This window comes from Catellatospora methionotrophica (assembly GCF_011297335.1).
GTDB lineage: Bacteria > Actinomycetota > Actinomycetes > Mycobacteriales > Micromonosporaceae > Catellatospora > Catellatospora methionotrophica.
Map to the genome: position 1 here is coordinate 271,258 of NZ_JAAOTJ010000005.1, position 18,326 is coordinate 289,583.

General features: G+C 69.2%; 19 protein-coding genes. 9 read left to right on the forward strand and 10 right to left on the reverse strand.

What is annotated here, in order from left to right; all coding sequences use genetic code 11:
- Positions 1 to 80: 80 nt before the first annotated feature.
- Together ychF and HAV40_RS15730 are read left to right on the forward strand one after the other, a co-directional pair.
- Positions 81 to 1,166 (forward strand): redox-regulated ATPase YchF, encoded by a 1,086-nt coding sequence (ychF, locus tag HAV40_RS15725; protein WP_166381785.1) that lies wholly within the window; start codon positions 81 to 83, stop codon positions 1,164 to 1,166.
- A 79-nt stretch (positions 1,167 to 1,245) separates the two neighbouring features.
- On the forward strand, positions 1,246 to 1,764 hold the full coding sequence (locus tag HAV40_RS15730) for a GNAT family N-acetyltransferase (RefSeq protein WP_203671550.1): 519 nt from the start codon (positions 1,246 to 1,248) through the stop codon (positions 1,762 to 1,764).
- 178 nt (positions 1,765 to 1,942) lie between these two features.
- Here HAV40_RS15730 and HAV40_RS15735 read toward each other — a convergent pair whose 3' ends face one another.
- Entirely contained in the window at positions 1,943 to 2,443 is a 501-nt protein-coding gene (locus HAV40_RS15735; RefSeq protein ID WP_166381787.1) for an HNH endonuclease, read from the reverse strand.
- Between the two features lie 112 nt (positions 2,444 to 2,555).
- Positions 2,556 to 2,744: a hypothetical protein gene (locus HAV40_RS15740; protein ID WP_239086527.1), complete on the reverse strand. Its 189-nt coding sequence runs from the start codon at positions 2,742 to 2,744 to the stop codon at positions 2,556 to 2,558.
- A 331-nt stretch (positions 2,745 to 3,075) separates the two neighbouring features.
- Here HAV40_RS15740 and HAV40_RS15745 point away from each other — a divergent pair, with 331 nt between their 5' ends.
- The 3 genes from HAV40_RS15745 to HAV40_RS15755 all read left to right on the forward strand — a co-directional run bounded on the left by HAV40_RS15745 (position 3,076) and on the right by HAV40_RS15755 (position 5,309).
- Positions 3,076 to 3,504, forward strand: coding sequence for a hypothetical protein (locus HAV40_RS15745; RefSeq protein ID WP_166381789.1), 429 nt, complete (start codon positions 3,076 to 3,078; stop codon positions 3,502 to 3,504).
- A 150-nt stretch (positions 3,505 to 3,654) separates the two neighbouring features.
- Complete coding sequence (locus HAV40_RS15750; RefSeq protein WP_166381791.1) at positions 3,655 to 4,890, forward strand: hypothetical protein; 1,236 nt, start codon at positions 3,655 to 3,657, stop codon at positions 4,888 to 4,890.
- Between the two features lie 35 nt (positions 4,891 to 4,925).
- Positions 4,926 to 5,309, forward strand: coding sequence for a DMT family transporter (locus tag HAV40_RS15755; RefSeq protein WP_166381793.1), 384 nt, complete (start codon positions 4,926 to 4,928; stop codon positions 5,307 to 5,309).
- A gap of 3 nt (positions 5,310 to 5,312) precedes the next feature.
- Here HAV40_RS15755 and HAV40_RS15760 read toward each other — a convergent pair whose 3' ends face one another.
- Genes HAV40_RS15760 through HAV40_RS39210 form a run of 3 tightly spaced genes read right to left on the reverse strand, consistent with a single transcriptional unit; the run spans position 5,313 to position 7,598 of the window.
- Complete coding sequence (locus tag HAV40_RS15760) at positions 5,313 to 5,765, reverse strand: GNAT family N-acetyltransferase (protein WP_166381795.1); 453 nt, start codon at positions 5,763 to 5,765, stop codon at positions 5,313 to 5,315.
- Between the two features lie 41 nt (positions 5,766 to 5,806).
- Positions 5,807 to 7,048, reverse strand: coding sequence for a hypothetical protein (locus HAV40_RS15765; protein WP_166381797.1), 1,242 nt, complete (start codon positions 7,046 to 7,048; stop codon positions 5,807 to 5,809).
- Positions 7,049 to 7,106: 58 nt separating this feature from the next.
- The gene (locus HAV40_RS39210) at positions 7,107 to 7,598 is read right to left on the reverse strand and encodes a 4a-hydroxytetrahydrobiopterin dehydratase (protein ID WP_409364984.1); all 492 of its coding nucleotides are present in this window, start codon (positions 7,596 to 7,598) and stop codon (positions 7,107 to 7,109) included.
- 30 nt (positions 7,599 to 7,628) lie between these two features.
- On the opposite strand from HAV40_RS39210, the gene HAV40_RS15775 reads away from it, so the two are divergent.
- On the forward strand, positions 7,629 to 8,042 hold the full coding sequence (locus tag HAV40_RS15775) for a (deoxy)nucleoside triphosphate pyrophosphohydrolase (RefSeq protein ID WP_239086525.1): 414 nt from the start codon (positions 7,629 to 7,631) through the stop codon (positions 8,040 to 8,042).
- Between the two features lie 189 nt (positions 8,043 to 8,231).
- Here HAV40_RS15775 and HAV40_RS15780 read toward each other — a convergent pair whose 3' ends face one another.
- From HAV40_RS15780 to HAV40_RS15800, 5 genes are all read right to left on the reverse strand, one after another.
- Positions 8,232 to 9,227, reverse strand: coding sequence for a succinate dehydrogenase/fumarate reductase iron-sulfur subunit (locus tag HAV40_RS15780; protein ID WP_166381799.1), 996 nt, complete (start codon positions 9,225 to 9,227; stop codon positions 8,232 to 8,234).
- A complete protein-coding gene (locus HAV40_RS15785; protein WP_166381801.1) occupies positions 9,224 to 11,107 on the reverse strand; it encodes a fumarate reductase/succinate dehydrogenase flavoprotein subunit in 1,884 nt (627 codons plus the stop codon). Before HAV40_RS15785 ends, HAV40_RS15780 begins: the two co-directional genes overlap by 4 nt.
- Positions 11,108 to 11,126: 19 nt before the next feature.
- Positions 11,127 to 11,933 carry a hypothetical protein gene (locus HAV40_RS15790; protein ID WP_166381803.1) on the reverse strand — a complete coding sequence of 269 codons (807 nt, stop codon included), beginning with the start codon at positions 11,931 to 11,933 and terminating at the stop codon, positions 11,127 to 11,129.
- 275 nt (positions 11,934 to 12,208) lie between these two features.
- Entirely contained in the window at positions 12,209 to 13,519 is a 1,311-nt protein-coding gene (locus HAV40_RS15795) for a TldD/PmbA family protein (protein WP_166381805.1), read from the reverse strand.
- Between the two features lie 64 nt (positions 13,520 to 13,583).
- Positions 13,584 to 15,020 carry a TldD/PmbA family protein gene (locus HAV40_RS15800; protein ID WP_166381807.1) on the reverse strand — a complete coding sequence of 479 codons (1,437 nt, stop codon included), beginning with the start codon at positions 15,018 to 15,020 and terminating at the stop codon, positions 13,584 to 13,586.
- A 240-nt stretch (positions 15,021 to 15,260) separates the two neighbouring features.
- Between HAV40_RS15800 and HAV40_RS15805 the strand changes: the two genes are divergently transcribed.
- From HAV40_RS15805 to HAV40_RS15815, 3 genes are read left to right on the forward strand one after another with little or no spacing between them, the layout of a single operon-like run.
- Positions 15,261 to 16,310 (forward strand): ABC transporter ATP-binding protein, encoded by a 1,050-nt coding sequence (locus HAV40_RS15805; protein ID WP_166381809.1) that lies wholly within the window; start codon positions 15,261 to 15,263, stop codon positions 16,308 to 16,310.
- Positions 16,307 to 17,320: an ABC transporter ATP-binding protein gene (locus tag HAV40_RS15810; RefSeq protein WP_203671548.1), complete on the forward strand. Its 1,014-nt coding sequence runs from the start codon at positions 16,307 to 16,309 to the stop codon at positions 17,318 to 17,320. Before HAV40_RS15805 ends, HAV40_RS15810 begins: the two co-directional genes overlap by 4 nt.
- On the forward strand, positions 17,317 to 18,318 hold the full coding sequence (locus tag HAV40_RS15815) for an ABC transporter permease (protein ID WP_166381811.1): 1,002 nt from the start codon (positions 17,317 to 17,319) through the stop codon (positions 18,316 to 18,318). The genes HAV40_RS15810 and HAV40_RS15815 overlap by 4 nt, the downstream gene beginning before the upstream one ends.
- Positions 18,319 to 18,326: the final 8 nt, after the last annotated feature.

Below are 18,326 nucleotides of genomic sequence, written 5' to 3' on the forward strand. Positions count from 1 at the left end.
ACGTCTCCTCGGGCGATCGGGGTCACCGGGACAGGGCGGGGAGGAGGGGAGGGCGGGACGAGTCAGTAAGCTTTGATGTCGTGAGCCTCAGCATCGGCATCGTCGGCCTGCCCAACGTCGGCAAGAGCACCCTGTTCAACGCGCTGACCCGCAACAACGTGCTCGCGGCGAACTACCCGTTCGCCACGATCGAGCCCAACGTGGGCGTCGTCGGCCTGCCCGACCAGCGGCTGGACAAGCTCGCCGAGCTCTTCAGCTCGCAGCGCATCCTGCCCGCCCCGGTGAGCTTCACCGACATCGCGGGCCTGGTCAAGGGCGCTTCGAAGGGCCAGGGCAAGGGCAACGCGTTCCTCGCGAACATCCGCGACTGCGACGCCATCTGCCAGGTCGTCCGCGCCTTCAGCGACCCCAACGTCGTACACGTCGACGGCAAGGTCTCGCCGAAGGACGACATCGAGACCATCAACACCGAACTGATGCTCGCCGACCTGCAGACCATCGAGAAGGCGCTGCCGCGGCTCGAGAAGGAGCTCAGGGTCCGCAAGGACCGGGCCGGCATCGTCGCCGCCGCGAAGGCCGCCCACGCCCTGCTCGACAGCGGCACCACCCTGTTCGCGGGCGCGGCCAAGGCCGGCATCGACCTCGCCGAGCTGCGCGAGCTGCACCTGATGACGGCCAAGCCGTTCCTGTACGTCTTCAACGTCGACGAGGCCGAGCTGCACAACGCCGCCTTCCTCGACGAGCTGCGCGCCCTGGTCGCCCCCGCCGAAGCCGTCTTCATGGACGCGAAGATCGAGTCCGAGCTGATCGACCTGTCGCCCGAGGACGCAGCCGAGATGCTGGAGTCGATCGGCCAGTCCGAGCCCGGCCTCAACCAGCTCATCCGGGTCGGCTTCGGCACCCTCGGCCTGCAGACCTACCTCACCGCGGGCCCGAAGGAGGCGCGCGCCTGGACCATCCCGGTCGGCGCCACCGCCCCCGAGGCCGCCGGGGTCATCCACACCGACTTCCAGCGCGGCTTCATCAAGGCCGAGATCGTCGCGTACGACGACCTGGTCGCGAACGGGTCCATGGCAGCCGCGAAGGCGGCCGGCAAGGTCCGCATGGAGGGCAAGGAGTACGTCATGTCCGACGGCGACGTGGTCGAGTTCCGCTTCAACGTCTGACGGATTCTGGTTCACCCTGGCTGCGCCCCTGCTCAGGGGCCAGCCCGGGGCCTCAGGACCTGGGTATAGGGTCGGCTTCATGCCCAGCATGATCACGATCCGCGAGGCGGGACCTGGCGACGGCGACATCCTCGGTGAGATCCACGCAAACTCCTGGGGCGTCTCGCACGGCCCGTTGTGCACGCCGAGGATCGCGGCCGCCGGGATCGAGGAGCGGCGCACCAAATGGCACGCCATCCTGGCCGAGGGCGGGGATCCGGTCCTGCTCGGGTTCCTGGACGACCGGCCGGGTGCGTTCATCCGCTCCGGGGCCTCGTCTCGTCCTGGACTGGCGGAGATCCATTCCCTCTTCGCCCACCCGGACTTCTGGGGCACCGGTCTCTCGGCGGCACTGCTCACCGACACCCTGGACCGGCTGCGGGGCGCGGGCTACGACCGCGTGCATCTGTGGACACTGCGGGACTCAGCTCAGGCGCGCCGCTTCTACGCCAAGCACGGCTTCGCCGAGACCGGCCGCAGCCACGACCACGACTTCGGCGAGGGCACTCCGATCGCGCTCCTGGAACTCGACCGAGCCATCGGCGATCCGGCAGCCTGACGGGCCCTTGCCCGGGAGCATCGTCGCGGCCCGCATTAACGAGGTTGGCGCGTCATAAACGCGGTCTCAGCGTGGGGCCAAGGGGATGCGAGATGTGCGCGGCTGTTCCGCGAACAGGATGGGAAGAATCCGGAACCCGCTCATAACGTAGCTGCCTGGTCGAGGCCGCGACCGGAGTTCACGGGCTTGGGGGTACCGAAGTGTGCAGGCCAGCGATGTGCGGTCGCGACGCGACGAGCCCGAAGTCGATCAATGCTCGGGTTTGCGTGTCGGCCAGTTCGTAGAGTTTCTCCACCACGATACGAAGTTCGGTGATGTCCGGCTGGTACTGGTACTCGGCGATGTAGGCGGCAATAGCGCTCTTACGCGGCCAGTCGAGCCGCGGGTGTTCTTCCCATGGATGGCCGGCCTTGATCTTGTTGCATGGTTCGCACGCCGGGACGATGTTTCCCCAGGCGTGCAATCCGACCGCCGTGCGATTGATCGGCACAACATGCTCCGCTACTAAGGCAGTCGCGTGACCGCAGTAGGCGCAGGAGTTGCCGAAGCGGGCCAGCAGAGGAGCTGTCATGCTCCGAAAGAGCGGCAGGCCCCGGTTCTGGTCGTATTGACGCCCTGCCTGTTCAAGAAACAGGCGCACGATCCGGTTCGGTACGTCGGCATAGCTTCGAAGCGCCATGTGACATGAGTACCACCGGCAGACCAACGGTTGTCTGCCGTGGCCGCCGGTCGAGCGGGGCGCTCTCGGCCGGTCTGGTGGGGTTGTCATCGTCGGGTCATTTGACCTGTGGCTACGCGGCGCGCTGCTGGTTCTCCCAGGGCTTCGGAATGGCCTCGAGACGGTCTATCTGCGACAAATAGCGGCGGACCGCGACCTCGTCGCCTCGCTCGCGTGCGGCCTCGACCCAACCCTGCACCTCGGCCACCCAGCGCTCATGCTCGGCCCGGGTCGCCTCGTCGATCGCTCGGATCACATCCACCGTCAGCCTCCCAGTCGCTCGTCGAGCTTACCCAACTCGTACCTGTTGGCTTCGATTCTCGCCCGGTGGAAGCCGAGCCCCTCCTCGTACTTGACGACGATCTCCCGATCCGCGCCAGCTCGCTGGTCAGCCTGATCCGCAGAAACTCGTCGTCGGCGCGCTCTGCCCGCACGTCCTCACCTCCGCGTCGAAGTCTCCAGGTGCGTGTACGGCGAGCATCTGGATCAGTTCGTCGGTCACCATGATGCCGCCACTGGAGCCGCGCGTGAGCGGACTGTCTGAAGTGCGAAACGGGTCGCGGATCGTATCGGCTCGTGGCAGCATCGCGACCGTGTACGAGCGGGTGGTGCGAACGCGGGCCGAGTGGACGGCCGGATACCGTCGCGTACTGGAAGCCAGGAACCACTGGACGTCGGCTGCCAGGTTCAAGGCGCTGGCCGACGACGAGATCAGGCCTGTTCGGCTCTACGTCGCACGTAATCCCATGGCCCCGGCCGCCGCTCTCGCCCGGCTGATGGCCGACGAGGACGACTCGGTGGTGTGGAATGCCCTGCTCAACCCGAAGTCCCCGGCCGATGCTCTGGTGAGGTTGGCCGCCGCGGAGGCGAGGGAGTTCGGCACCCGGGTGTTCCTGCTTCGGCACTACATCGCCTGCCACCCGAACACGCCGGTCCCCCTACAGGTCAAGCTGCTGAAATCGGGTGTCTGCGCCTGCCGCCCCGACTGCCACGCGGAGTTGTACTACGCCCGCAGCAGCTAGGCGCACCCACGGATCGCCGGGCTCACGACGGCGAGAGTAGACGGGGCGGCGGGCGCGGCGGCGCTCGCCTAACGTGACGCCCATGCACGTTCTGTGTGAACGGGGGACCCTTCCGGCGCTTGCCCCGCATCGGTTCGAAGCGGTGCCCGAGTGAGCACGCCGCGCTCGGTGCTGGAGGGCGACGAGGTCGCGGCCCCCGGTGCCGTATCGCCGCCGCGCGTGCCCCGGCAGGCCCGCGCTCCCATCGGCAGCGTCGCCGCGCCGGGCTGGCCGGTCCGGATCTGGACGCTTACGTGGCTGCCGCTGCTCGCGTACCTGCTCGGCCACGTGTTGCACGGTGCCACCGCGTACTGGCTCGGTTTCGACTGGCTGGACACCGGTTCTCGGATCCGCTGGGACGGCGGTATCTACCTCGGCATCGCGGAGACGGGATACAGCGCGGGACGGTGCGCGGAGGTCTATCCGAGCGGGCCCAAACCCGACGGCCTGTGCGGCAGCGCCGGCTGGTTCCCGCTGCTGCCATACCTCGTGCTGGTCTTGATGAAGCTCGGCCTGAGTTCAGCCGTTGCCGGTGTGCTGGTCGTCGAGATGTGCGGCCTGGGCATGCTGGTCGTCCTGGCGCGACTGCTCGCCGGAGCGGGCACCGCCGTCCGGGCCGCCTGCCTCGCCGTCGCCGCGCTGCTGCCCAGCGGGGTCTACTTCCACGCGACGTTCCCGATATCGCTCGCGGTGCTGCTCATCCTGGTCACGTTTTTGCTGCTGGCACGCGGGCGCTGGGGGCTCGCCGGGCTGGCGGGCATGGTCGCCGCGACGGCATACCCGCTGGCCGTGCTGCTGGCCCCGGCGGCGGTGGTGTTCCTGCTGATCCCGGCCGGTCGATGGGCCTGGCGCAGGCTGGCCGTGGCCGCGTACGTGGGGGGCATGACCGGGGCCGGGGTGCTCGCGGTGTTCGGCGTCATGCAGCTGACCACCGGCCGGTGGGACGCGTACCTTGCCATCCAGTCCAGCAACTACGGCCACGGGGTGCACAACCCGGTCACGACGTACCTGACGCTGCTGGAGTGGCAGCCGCACACGGTCTCCGCCGAGCTGCTGTTCAGCACCGGTCTGGTGCTGTTAGCGGTAGTGGGGCTGGTGATCGCGGCGGTGCGGCGGCGAGCGACGGCGCTGGACTGGGCGCTCGGTGCGGTGTACGGGCCGCTGCTGCTGATCACGCCGCTGGTCGTCGGCGCGGGGCAGGCGCAGTTCCGGTCCCATACGCTGCTGCTGCCGGTCGTGCTCCTGCTGCGGCACCTGCGCTGGCCGGTGGCAGCCGGTGTGGCCGCGCTCGCCTCGCCGCTGACCTTCCTGATGACAGGGCTGTTCCTGACTCGCGCCCTGGTGTGAGTCGCGAGACGAAGGGACCAGCGCAGCGGGATCGTATGCCACGAGGAGGACCGACCTTTGAACAAGGCGAACGCGCTTCGGCTCGCGCTGCTCGCTCTGCTCTGGGGGTCGAGCTTCTGGCGCTGGCCTTGCCGGTGTCCGGCGGACAGGCGATCACCTGGCGCGTCGACGCGGTCGCCAGCGTCGTCGTGCTGGGCGTGTTGGGCACCGGTGCCGCGTACGTTCTCAACTATCGCCTCATCGCCGACGTGGGTCCTACGGCGGCCTCGGTCGTCACCTATCTGTTGCCGGTGGTGGCGGTTGCGCTGGGTGCGGTCTTCCTCGCCGAGACCCCGACCGCCGCGATGGTAGGCGGCACGGTCCTGGTCCTGGCCGGGGTGCTGCTGACCCAGCGAGCGGGCAGTCCGCGCCGCTCCTGATCGTCAGGCCTGCGGGCTGCGCAGGACGTAGCGCAGGAAGCCGCTGTGCGGGGTGTACCGGTCGTAGAGGGCGCGGGCCCGGTAGTTGTTCTCGCGGGTCTGCCAGTACAGCGTCGCCCAGCCTCGGGCCCGGGTCTGCGCCCACAGCCAGTCGATCAGCGCGGCGCCGACGCCTCGGGCGCGAACGGCCGGGTCGACGTACAGGTCCTGGAGGTAGCAGGACGGGGTGAGGGCGGACGTGTTCTCGTGGAGCAGGTAGTTCGCGATCCCGAGGACGATGCCGTCGGACTCCGCGACGACGGCGTGGACAGGCACGTCGGCGTCCAGGATGCGCGCCCACAGGTGCCGGGTGATCGCCTCGTCGGGCTCACGCTCGTAGAAGCGGGTGTAGCCGTCCCACAGCTCGCGCCAGCGGGTCTCGTCGGCGGTGGCGGCGGGCCGTACGAGAACGTTCATCGAATCTCTTCCCTGAAGCCCGTGTGTGAGGCGTGTGCCGGCTAGGGGGAGTACTTCCAGACGAGGGTGAGATAGGTGCCGTAGGAGGCGGAGGCCAGGGTGAGGAAGCCGAGCACGACGATCATGGTCCGGGCCTTCGTCCTGGCCAGGCTCACCGCGATCGGCAGCAGCAGGGTGACCGCGGGGATCAGGTAGCGCCCCTTGGCCCAGAAGTACTGGGAGGTGCCGAGGGTGAGCACGATCAGGGTCAGCGAGAACACCCACAGCGGCCACGGCTGACGGTCCATCAGCGTGAGCACGAGCAGCAGGACCGCCGTCAGGATGGTGAAGGCGCTCACGTAGTAGGTCAGCGGCATGCTCTCGGTGAGCAGCCGCACGAACCGCCGGGCCGTGTCCTGGCCGCCGTCGAAGCTGATGTTCCAGGCGTGCTGCTGGATGTAGAAGTAGCCGTCGACCCGGCCGACCACCATCGAGACCCAGGCGATGTATCCGGCGTAGCCCAGCGGCGCGGCGAGCAGCGCTGCCCACGGACGCCATCCGTCCCTGCGCTGGACGATCGCGACCAGCGAGGCGAGGCAGACCGCGGCCACCAGGGCCGTCGCGCTCGGGCGGCTCAGGCCGCCGAGCACGGCCAGCGCGGCGGCGGGCAGCCATCGCCGCTTCAGCACGGCGAGCAGTGTCCAGGCCACGATCGCGGTGAAGAGCGTCTCGGTGTACGCCATCGACTCGACGACCGCGGCGGGCAGGGCCGCCCACAGCGCGACGAGCATGACGCCGGTGCGACGGTCGAAGAGGTGGTTGCCGAGCGCGAAGACGCCCCACGCGGCGGCCAGTCCGGCGGCCCAGGCCACGAGGATTCCGGCGACCGGGGTGGGCAGGAAAGTGATCGTCTTCACCAGCGCGACGAGCGCCGGGAAGAGGGGGAAGAAGGTCAGGTTGGTCGTCGTGAGGGTGCCGTCGGGCTTCGTGTGGAGCGTGAAGTCGTATCCGTGCTCGGCGATCTGGGTGTATCCGACCGCGTCGAAGCGCTGGCCGAGGACTTCGAGGACGGACACCCCGGCGTGCCGGGCGAAGACCCACAGCACGAGGACGCCGACCGCCCTGATCGCGACGTACGTCAGCAGTGCGGGGAAGGCGAATCGCAGCGCGTTGCCGAAACGGGCACGCAGGCCGCCGGGTGTTTCGGGGGCGGCGGTTCCGGCGTCGACTGGCTTCTGGCTCGCTATGACGGCTGCCGCGCTGTCGGTGAAATCGGCGAGGCCTGCAGTTCTGACTGAACCCACCAGCAGAATTTAGTGGAGCGAGCCACCCCGGCGCCACCTGGCCAAACAGCGACTCTGCTCACCCGGTCAGCGACTGGTAGGCGGCCTCGACGCGGGCAGCCATGCCTATCTCGGCGTCGGTGAGCGCACCGTTGTCGCCGCCGCATAGCTGGATCTGGGTGCGGCCGTCGAGACGGCGGATGTGGGGTCGTACGCCGAACGTGTCCGCCGCCACCGAGATGCGCTCGGTCAGCACGGCGTGTTGGGTGTCGTCGAGGGGGAGGGTGCGTTTGAGGCAGTCGCCCTCGTGCACCCATCCGGTGAGCTGGGAAAGTGCGTCGCTGATGTAGTCGCGTCGTTGGCCCCGTCGCCAGACCGCACCCATCCGCACCTCCGCTATCTCCCACGCGGCGATATCGGCTTGTGGCCGAATCTTGTCCGCACCGACACTTCGGTGAGACCTATCCTGCCCTCTCGCGCGGCCCGTGTCCACGCGAACAAAACCGACTTCCAGCACTTCACGGGACGGTGTGTGCAGCGCGGACTCGCTCGGTGACACCGTGTTCACCATGAAGGCGGTTTGTCTGGCACGCTGTCCGCCGTGCCTAACTTCTCCTCCGAGATCCGAATCATCGTCGGTGCAGCCATCATCGCCGACGGGCGCGTGCTGGCCTGTGAGCGTTCCGAACCGGCCGAGGTGGCCGGACGGTGGGAGTTTCCTGGCGGAAAGGTGGAGCCGGGGGAAAGCGAGCATGACGCGCTCGTGCGCGAGTGCGAGGAGGAACTGGGGGTGCTCGTCGAGGTCGGCGAGCGCGTCGGGCAGGACGTGATGTTAGGTCACGGCCGCGCGGTGCTCAAGGTCTACACCGCCCGTCTGCTCGAAGGCGTGCCGCAGCTGATCGAGCACGCCGAGTTCCGCTGGCTCGCCGCCCACGAACTGCACACCGTGCCCTGGCTGCCCGCCGACGCGCCCATCGTCGCCGCTCTCCCCAAATTCATGGGCGACGGCGCCTGAAGATCCGTTTTCGTGGACGATGGCGGCCCCATGAGGGCGTCCATCGTCCACGAAACAGATCTTCACCCGCAACCCGGCCGCGAACAGTGACACATCGCCCCTGAGTGGGCTGGTGGTGGGCAGCAAAAAGACGATCTTGCGCGTATGCCGCCGAGGGCGACAGGTGCGCAAGATCGTCTTGAGCCGGGGTCAGCGCTCCGGGTGGTAGTAGTTCAGGCTGTTCGGGTTGATCGGGAACGTGATGTCGTCGCCGAACGGGGACGCGGCGGCCGCCCGGTCGGAGAGCATCTCGTTCAGGTTCACGTGGCCTGAGGCGTTGGTCTCGGCCGGCTGGGGCGGGGTGAGCTCGCGGCCGAAGTCGACCGGGGCCTGGCCGTCGGCGACCGTCACGGGGCCGGCGTGCACCGTGGGACCGCTCGGCACGGTGGCGGCGAGCTGGTCACGGCGGAGAATCTTGCGTCCGAATACCACCAGCGGATCATACCGGCGATCCACGACCCGTTCCTTCATGGGGATGATGGCGTTGTCGGTGATCTTGATGTGTTCGGGGCAGACCTCGGTGCAGCACTTGGTGATGTTGCAGTAGCCCAGGCCCTGGGACTGCTGCGCGATCTCCTTGCGGTCGTGCCGGGCGTCGAGCGGGTGCATGTCCAGCTCGGCGGCGCGGATGAACAGGCGCGGGCCGGAGAAGGCCGGCTTGTTGTCGTCGTGGTCGCGTACGACGTGGCAGGTGTTCTGGCACAGGAAGCACTCGATGCACTTGCGGAACTCCTGCGAGCGCTCCACGTCGATCTGCTGCATCCGGTACTCGCCCGGAGCCAGGTCGGCCGGCGGCGCGAACGCGGGCATCTCCTGTGCCTTCTCGTAGTTGAAGGACACGTCGGTGACCAGGTCGCGGATGACCGGGAAGGTCCGCAGCGGCGTGATCGAGATGGTCTCGTCCTCCTCGAAGGTGGACATCCGGGTCATGCACCCGAGGCGGGGCATACCGTTGATCTCCATCGAGCAGGAGCCGCACTTGCCGGCCTTGCAGTTCCAGCGGCAGGCCAGGTCGGGTTCCTGGGTGGCCTGCAGCCGGTGGATGACGTCGAGCACGACCTCACCCTCGTTGACCTCGACCTTGTAGTCGTTCAGCTGGCCACCGGACGCGTCGCCACGCCAGACCTTGAATTGCCTGAGAGTCATGACAGCTCCTGGTCGGTCATGTACTTGGCCAGCTCGGACTTGTCGAACAGGGCGAGCAGGTCGGGGGTCATCGTCGGGATCGGCTGGTGGGTGAGGTCCACGTCGCCGGTGGGGGTGATCGCGCAGACCAGGTTGACCTGCCGCCACTTGGCGTCCATCTTCGGGAAGTCCTCGCGGGTGTGGCCGCCGCGCGACTCCTCGCGCTCCAGCGCCGCCTTCGCGGTGCACTCCGACACGACCAGCATGTTGCGCAGGTCGAGGGCGAGGTGCCAGCCCGGGTTGTAGCGGCGGCCGCCGCTCGCGCCGACCTTGCGGATGCGCTCGCGCAGCTCGGACAGGCGCGACAGCGACTCCTGCAGCTCGCCCTTGCGGCGGATGATGCCGACCAGGTCGCCCATCACATCCTGAAGATCGCTCTGCAGGGTGTACGGGTTCTCGCCGCCGTCGCGGGCCAGGGGCGTGAGCGCCTCCTCGACCGCGGCCGCGACCTGCTTGTCGTCGACCTTCGGGCGCTTGCCCAGCGTGTCGGTGTAGCTGGCGGCGTACTCGCCCGCGCGCTTGCCGAAGACCAGCAGGTCGGACAGGGAGTTGCCGCCCAGGCGGTTGGAGCCGTGCATACCGCCGGACACCTCGCCGGCCGCGTACAGGCCGAGCACGCCCGCGGACGCGGTGTCCGGGTCGACCTCGACGCCGCCCATCACGTAGTGGCAGGTCGGACCGACCTCCATGGGCTGCGTGGTGATGTCCACGTCGGCCAGTTCCTTGAACTGGTGGTACATGGACGGCAGCTTCTTGAGGATCTCGGCGGCGGGGCGGCGCGAGGCGATGTCGAGGTAGACACCGCCGGCCTTGGTGCCGCGCCCGGCCTTGACCTCGGAGTTGATGGCGCGGGCCACCTCGTCGCGGGGCAGCAGCTCGGGGGGACGCCGGTTGTTGTCCGGGTCGGTGTACCAGCGGTCGCCCTCTTCGGGGGTCTCCGCGTACTGCTTGCGGAACACGTCCGGGACGTACTCGAACATGAAGCGCTTGCCCTCGGTGTTCTTGAGGACGCCGCCGTCGCCGCGGACCGACTCGGTGACCAGGATGCCCCGCACCGACGGCGGCCACACCATGCCGGTCGGGTGGAACTGCAGGAACTCCATGTTGATCAGCTTGGCTCCGGCGCGCAGCGCCAGCGCGTGGCCGTCACCGGTGTACTCCCACGAGTTCGAGGTGACCTTGTAGGAGCGGCCGACGCCGCCCGTGGCCAGCACCACGGCGGGGGCCTCGAACAGCACGAACTCGCCGGACTCGCGGTGGTAGCCGAACGCGCCCGCGATCCGCTTCTCGCCCGTGGACTCGTCGAGCAGCAGCTCGGTGATGGTGCACTCGGCGAAGACCCGCAGGCGGGCGTCGTAGGCGCCGTGCTGGGCCTTGTCCTCCTGCTGCAGCGACACGATCTTCTGCTGCAGGGTGCGGATCAGTTCCAGGCCGGTGCGGTCGCCGACGTGGGCCAGGCGCGGGTACTCGTGGCCGCCGAAGTTGCGCTGCGAGATCTTGCCGTCCTTGGTCCGGTCGAAGAGCGCGCCGTACGTCTCCAGCTCCCAGATCCGCTCCGGCGCCTCCTTGGCGTGCAGCTCGGCCATCCGGTAGTTGTTCAGGAACTTGCCGCCGCGCATGGTGTCGCGGAAGTGGACCATCCAGTTGTCGTTCGGGTTGACGTTGCCCATCGCGGCGGCCGCGCCGCCCTCGGCCATGACCGTGTGGGCCTTGCCGAACAGCGACTTCGAGATGATGGCGACCTTCTTGCCGGCCAGCCGTGCCTCGATCGCGGCGCGCAGCCCCGCGCCACCGGCGCCGATGACCACGACGTCGTACCAGTGCTTCTCAATGTTGATCATTTGTGACACCTATCCCGGCTCAGCCGATGAACCGCAGGTCGCTCCACCAGCCGGCGGCGAGACCCATGATGTAGAAGTCGGTGATCGCCAGCGTCGCCAGCGTGATCCAGGCCAGGCCCATGTGCCGGGCGTTCAGCTTGGACACCCAGGTCCACAGCCGGTAGCGCACCGGGTGCTTGGAGAAGTGCTTCAGGCGGCCGCCGATGATGTGCCGGCAGGAGTGGCAGGAGGCGGTGTACGCCCACAGCATGATCACGTTGATCCACAGGATCACGTTGCCCAGGCCGAACCCGAAGCCGCTCGGGGAGTGCATGGCCAGCACGGCGTCCCAGGTGTTGATCAGCGAGATCAGCACGGCGGCGTAGAAGGCGTAGCGGTGCGCGTTCTGGAAGATGAGCGGGAAGCGCGTCTCGCCGGAGTAGTTGGCGTGCCCGTCGGGCACCGCGCAGGCCGGCGGCGACAGCCAGAACGACCGGTAGTACGCCTTGCGGTAGTAGTAGCAGGTCAGCCGGAACAGCAGCAGGAACGGCAGGGACAGCGCCGCGAACGGGATCAGCGGGTTGTCCGGGAGGAACCGTCCGAACTCGGCGGCGGCCGGGTAGCAGCCCTTGGAGACGCAGGGGGAGTAGAACGGCGTCAGATAATGGTATGCGTCGATCCAGTACAGCTTCTGCATGAACACCCGGAACGTCGCGTAGGCGACCCAGGCGGTGAGGCCAATGACCGTCAGCACCGGTGCGAGCCACCAGCGGTCGGTTCGCAACGTCTTGGCCTCGATCGCGGCGCGCGGTTTCGCGCCGGCCGGCCTCGTTGCCGTCGTCGTCATCTTCGTCGCTCCCTGAGGTACGCAGTCGTGGGAACACGTGCGTGGATCAATCACGGACACGTTACGCCGAAAGATGTCGATCATGTGACTCGGGACACTGTGATGTGTCACATCGCGCCATTGCCGGGGTCCACCACCAGCGGTAATGCCGTTCAGCGAGCCCGATTCGCGACCTTGCGCACCGTCCGGTCGGGGTAGGTGTGAAAAGGAGTGCTCGTTTCGGGACGCTTGAGCGTCCCGAAACGAGCACTCCTTGACAGCGCTATGGTCGCGGCTCAGCCGGCCGCGCCGCCGGTGATGTTCCAGGACGCCAGGTGCAGGGCCGGGGCGGTCCACGCGCCGAGGAAGACCCGCGAGGGCTGCGGCACGGCCTCCGCGCCGACGCCGAGCACCGCGCCCGGCGCGAGCGCCTGCGGGTAGAGCTGCGTGAAGCGCATGTTGTGCACCGGCCGGGTGACCTCGCCGTTCTCGATCAGCCAGACGCCGTTGCGGGTCAGGCCGGTAAGCGCCAGCGTGCGCGGGTCGAGCACGCGGGTGTACCAGAGATCGGTGATCAGCAGGCCGCGCCCGACCCGCGAGATCATCTCCTCGATGCGGTCGCCGCCCGGGGCGAAGCCGAGGTTGTCCAGGATCGGCCCCCAGGCGGGGCTGCCGCTGTGGCCGGTCGAGGCCGCCCCGGCCGCCGCCGCGGTGCGCCGGTCGTGCGCCAGTGCCGTGGTGACACCCTTCTCCACCAGGGCGAGCCTGGTGCGCGGGGTGCCCTCGCCGTCGAACGGCTCGCGCGGGTCGTCGTACAGGCTGATCGCCTCGTCGAACTGGGCCGTGCCGAGCTCGGCGAACGATCGCCGCTCCTGTGCCGCCTTGGCGTTGAAGCCGAACAGGGCGAAGTTGGTCAGCAGGTCGGAGACCGCCTCCGGTTCGAGGACCACCTCGTACCGGCCGGGCGGCAGCTCGACCGGGTCGGCCTGCGACCGGGCCTTGCCCGCGGCACGGGTGCCCAGCGCCGCGCCGTCCAGGTCGGACAGGCGCACGCTGGAGCGGCGGGCCACCCCGTCCGCCCCGGCGTCGCGGGCGATGCCGTCCAGGTCCGCGGTCGTGGCCTGCGCGGCCAGCGCCTGGCCGGCCGAGTTGCGGTAGGCCCCGGACCAGTGGCCGGTCTGGCAGTAGCCGGCCGTCTCCAGCCCGCCCGCCGCCTCGATGAAGGCCTGCACCCGGGCCGCGCGGTCGTCGGGGGAGGCGTCGCGGGTGGCCTCGTCGACCGTGCCCGGCAAGGCGAGCGAGGCCGCCGGGGCCAGGCCGGGCCAGCCCGGATCACGCGGGGCCGAGCGCACCGCGGCGGCGGTCCGCGAGACCAGCGAGGTCAGTCCCTCCGGGCCGGTCAGCGTCGTGGTCGTGGTGACGGTGCGGCCGTCGAGGTGCGCCCGCAGCCGTACGGAGACGGTGTCCTCGGCGACGTTCTGGTGGATGCGCGAGTTCGCGAACCGGGTCAGCGCCCGGTGCACGGCGTGCGCGGTGACGTCGACCTCCGCGCCGGGCAGCGCCCGCGCCGCGAGGTCCAGCACCTGCTCGGCAATGGACTCGCTCATGCCCGCTCCTCGCTGCGCTCGTCACCGGCATCGGACCGGTTCATGATTCGCTCGCTCCGCTCGCTCATGCCCGCACCCCCACGCGCACGTTCTGGAAGCGGGCCGGGGCGGACGGGTGGCCGGTGTGCCCGACCTGCGTCGGCTGGCCCTTGCCGCAGTTCGGCGTGCCCCAGTACTCGATCTCGCTGGACAGCATGTCCATCGACTGCCAGAACTTCGGCCCGATCCCGGTGTACGTGGGATTGCGCAGCATCCGGCCCCTCTTCCCGTTCTTCACCTCGTACGCGATCTCGCAGCCGAACTGGAAGTTGAGCCGCTTGTCGTCGATGGACCAGGACCGGTTGTTCTCCATGAACACGCCGTCGTAGGTCTCGGCGATGATCTGCTCCAGGGTGTGCGGGCCGGGTTCGAGGCCGACGTTGGTCATCCGCACCATGGGCAGCCTGGCCCAGCCGTCGGCCCGCACGCTGCCGCCGTAGTCGAGTCCGGCCAGCGCCGCCGAGTCCCGCCCGGCCAGCACGCCGACCCAGATCCCGTCCTTGACCGCGTAGCGCTTGGCCGCCGGGGTGCCCTCGTCGTCGTAGCCGAAGCTGCCCAGCGCACCGGGCAGGGTCGGGTCGATGCTGATGTTCATCAGCTCCGAGCCGTAGCGCAGCGAGCCCAGCTGCGACAGGTCCAGCCAGGAGGTGCCCGCGAAGGCGGCCTCCCAGCCCAGGATCCGGTCCAGCTCGATGGCGTGCCCGACGGACTCGTGGATCTGCAGGAACAGCTGCTCGCCGCCGAGGATCAGGGCGGTCTCGCCGCTCGGGCACAGCGGCGCGGTCAGCAGCTCGCGCGACTCCTCGGCCAGGCGCGGCGCGTGGGCGAGCAGGTCCAGCCCCTGCACCAGCTCCCAGCCGCGGGTGCCGTACTGGCCGCGCGCCGCCGGATAGGAGCGGACCTGGGTCTCGCCCTCGCCGATCGCGATGGCCTGGATGCCCGCGCCGCACTCGCGTACGTGCTGGTCGATGCGGTGGCCCTCGCTGGAGACGAACCACTTGCGGGTGTCCCAGATCTGGTACACGCCGGTGGCCTGGTCCGCGCCGTGCTCGACCATCGTCTTGGTGGCGTGGGTGAGCAGATCGCCCTTGTCGGACAGCGGCACCGCGAGCGGGTCGATGCGGCACTCGCTGGCCCAGGTCGCGGTCGCGGCCGTGGTCGGCACCAGGTCCACGCCTGGTCCCGCGACGCGGGCGCTGGCCTTGGCGATGGCCGTGGCACGGGCTCCGGCCAGCCGTGCCGCGCTGTCGGACAGGTCGGGCACGGCATAGAAGCCCCAGCTGGAGCCGACGAGCGCGCGTACGCCGATGCCGGCGGACTCGTCGGAGTTCAGGTCCTCGACCTCGCCGTTGCGGGCCTCCATGGACTCGTAGCGCTTGTGCATCACCCGCGCGTCCGCGTAGCGCGCGCCCGCGTCCAGCGCCGCCGCCACCGCCGCCTCCGCGACGTCGAAAAAGCTCATGATCGCCACCCTAGCCCGCGAATGACCGGTCCGGTGCCCTCGCCCCGTGATCGTCTGACTTGCCTGGCAATCGGGCGAATCATGACCGCTCTTTCGCCCGTTTGCCAGGCAATTCGCACGATCAATCCGGTGGTGTTAGCCAGTTGTTACGTAGCGCGTCTGGTCGCGACACGCCGGGGTCCGTTACCTTTTGGCCGACGAGCATGAAAGTTTTCTTCATCGGCAGGGACGGGAGCGGCAATGACGCACGATGCTGCAAGCCCCCCGTATCTGCAGGTCGACGACCTGCGGGTGCGCTTCAACACCGCGGACGGCGAGGTCCGGGCGGTGGACGGGGTGAGCTTCGGCCTCCAGAGAGGGCGAACGCTCGGCATCGTCGGCGAGTCCGGCTCGGGCAAGAGCGTGACGAGTCTAGCGGTGATGGGCCTGCACGATCCGGCCCGTACCCGCATCACCGGCGGCATCAAGCTGGGCGGCCGGGAACTGGTCGGGCTGTCCGACGGGGAGATGCGCAAGCTGCGCGGGCGCGACGTCGCCATGATCTTCCAGGACCCGCTGTCGGCGCTGCACCCGTTCTACACCGTCGGCAGGCAGCTCGTGGAGGCGTACCGCACGCACCACTCCGGCGCGTCGAAGGCGCAGGCCAGGCAGCGTGCGCTGGACATGCTCGACCGGGTGGGCATCCCGCAGCCGGACCGCCGCTTCGGGCAGTACCCGCACGAGTTCTCCGGCGGCATGCGCCAGCGCGTGATGATCGCGATGTCGCTGATGAACGACCCGGCGCTGCTCATCGCCGACGAGCCGACCACCGCGCTGGACGTGACCGTGCAGGCGCAGATCCTCGACCTGCTGGCCGACCTGCAGCGCGAGTTCCACAGCGCGATCATCCTGATCACCCATGACCTGGGCGTGGTCAGCCAGGTCGCCGACGAGGTGCTGGTCATGTACGGCGGCCGGGCCGTCGAGCACGGCACGGTGGCGCAGGTGATGCGCGGGCCGCAGCACCCGTACACGTGGGGACTGCTGGCCAGCATCCCGAGCCTGCACGGGGACCCCGACGTCGACCTCAAGCCGATCAAGGGCAACCCGCCGAGCCTCATCAACGTGCCCACCGGCTGCGCGTTCCATCCGCGCTGTGCGTACGCGATGAAGCCCGAGCCCTGCGCGGGCCAGGTCCCGCAGTTGCTGACGGTGCAGGCCGACGGCCACCGGGTCGCCTGCCACCTGCCCGAGCAGCAGCGGGTCGACATCTATACCGACGAGATCGCGCACGTGGGGGTGGCCCAGTGACCGAGGCGCTGTTGAAGGTGCGCGGGCTGACCAAGCACTTCGCCGTACGGCAGGGCGCGACCGGGGCCAAGGCCGCGGTGCGTGCCGTCGACGGGCTCGACTTCGACGTGCACGCGGGCGAGACGCTGGGCCTGGTCGGGGAGTCGGGCTGCGGCAAGACGACCACCGGCCGGATGCTGGTGCGCCTGCTGGAGCCGACCGCGGGCAGCATCGAGTTCCAGGGCCGCGACATCACCACGCTGGGCCGCCGCGCGATGCGCCCGCTGCGGCAGGACCTGCAGATCATCTTCCAGGACCCGTACTCCTCGCTGAACCCCCGGCACACCGTCGGCAAGATCGTGGCGATGCCGCTGGAGGTCAACGGCATCAAACCGGCGGGCGGCGTGAAGGCGCGCGTGCAGGAGCTGCTGGAGCTGGTCGGGCTCAACCCCGAGCACTACAACCGCTTCCCGCACGAGTTCTCCGGCGGCCAGCGCCAGCGCATCGGCATCGCGCGGGCGCTGGCGCTGCGCCCGAAGCTGATCGTCGCGGACGAGCCGGTGTCGGCCCTGGACGTGTCGATCCAGGCGCAGGTGGTGAACCTGCTCCGGGATCTGCAGCGGGAACTGGACCTGGCCTTCGTGTTCATCGCGCACGACCTGGCCATCGTGCGCCACTTCAGCCGCCGCGTCGCCGTGATGTACCTGGGCAAGGTCGTCGAGATCGGCGACCGGGCCGACATCTACGAGCGGCCGCGCCACCCGTACACCAAGGCGCTGCTGTCGGCCGTGCCCGACGTGGCCGCGTTCGGTGAGAAGCGGCAGCGCATCCGGCTGACCGGCGACGTGCCGACCCCGCTGAACCCGCCGTCGGGCTGCCGCTTCCGCACCCGCTGCTGGAAGGCCCAGGACATCTGCGCGAGCGAGGAGCCCCCGCTGGTCGCGCGGGAGGGCAGTGCTCAGCAGGTGGCGTGTCACTTCCCTGAACCGGTGGGCGTCGTATCCGAGCACGTGAGCGAGGTGACGGCATGAGCCTGTCGCAGATCGAGACGGACGCCGCGGGCGTGGACGCGACCGCGGTGCCGACCGCGCCGCAGCCCGGCATGGTGGGGCGTTCGCCTGGCAAGCTGGCCTGGGCGCGGCTGCGGGCCAACCGCACCGCCATGGTCAGCGCCTGGATCATGCTGTTCTTCATCGTGCTCGGCCTGGCCGCGCCGCTGGTCGAGGTGCTGTACGGAATCAGCCCGTTCGAGCAGTTCCAGGACAAGATCGCCAACAACAGCCTGCCGCTGGGGTACTTCGGCGGCGTCTCCGGCGAGCACTGGTTCGGCCTGGAGCCGCAGCTCGGCCGCGACATCTTCATCCGGCTCGTGTACGGCCTGCGGACCTCGCTGTTCATCGCGACCTCGGCCGCGCTGCTGACCACGGCAATGGGCATCGTGCTGGGCATCGTCTCGGGTTACCTGGGCGGCTGGATCGACGCGGTGATCAGCTGGGTCATCGACTTCGCGCTGGCGCTGCCGTTCCTCATCTTCGCGCTGGCGATCATGCCGACGGTGACCGCGCGCTTCTACGGGCCGCGCGACGAGATCCCGGTGCCGTTCCGCATCGGCGTCATGATCTTCCTGTTCGCGCTGTTCGGCTGGACCGGCACGGCCCGGCTGGTACGCGGTCAGGTGATCTCGCTGCGCGAGCGGGAGTTCGTCGAGGCGGCGCGTGCCAGCGGCGCGGGGCTGTTCCACATCCTGTTCAAGCAGCTGCTGCCGAACCTGTGGGCGCCGATCCTGGTGTCGTTCTCGCTGGCGGTGCCGGGCTACATCACCGGTGAGGCGGCGCTGTCCTTCCTGGGCATCGGCGTGGTCGACCCGACGCCGGACTTCGGCGTGATGATCAACAAGAGCCTGAGCTACGCGCAGACCGACCCGGCGTACCTCATCTTCCCTGGTGTGGCGATCTTCCTGCTGGTGCTGGCCTTCAACCTGTTCGGCGACGGCCTGCGCGACGCACTCGACCCCAAGTCGTCCCGGTAGGAGGCACG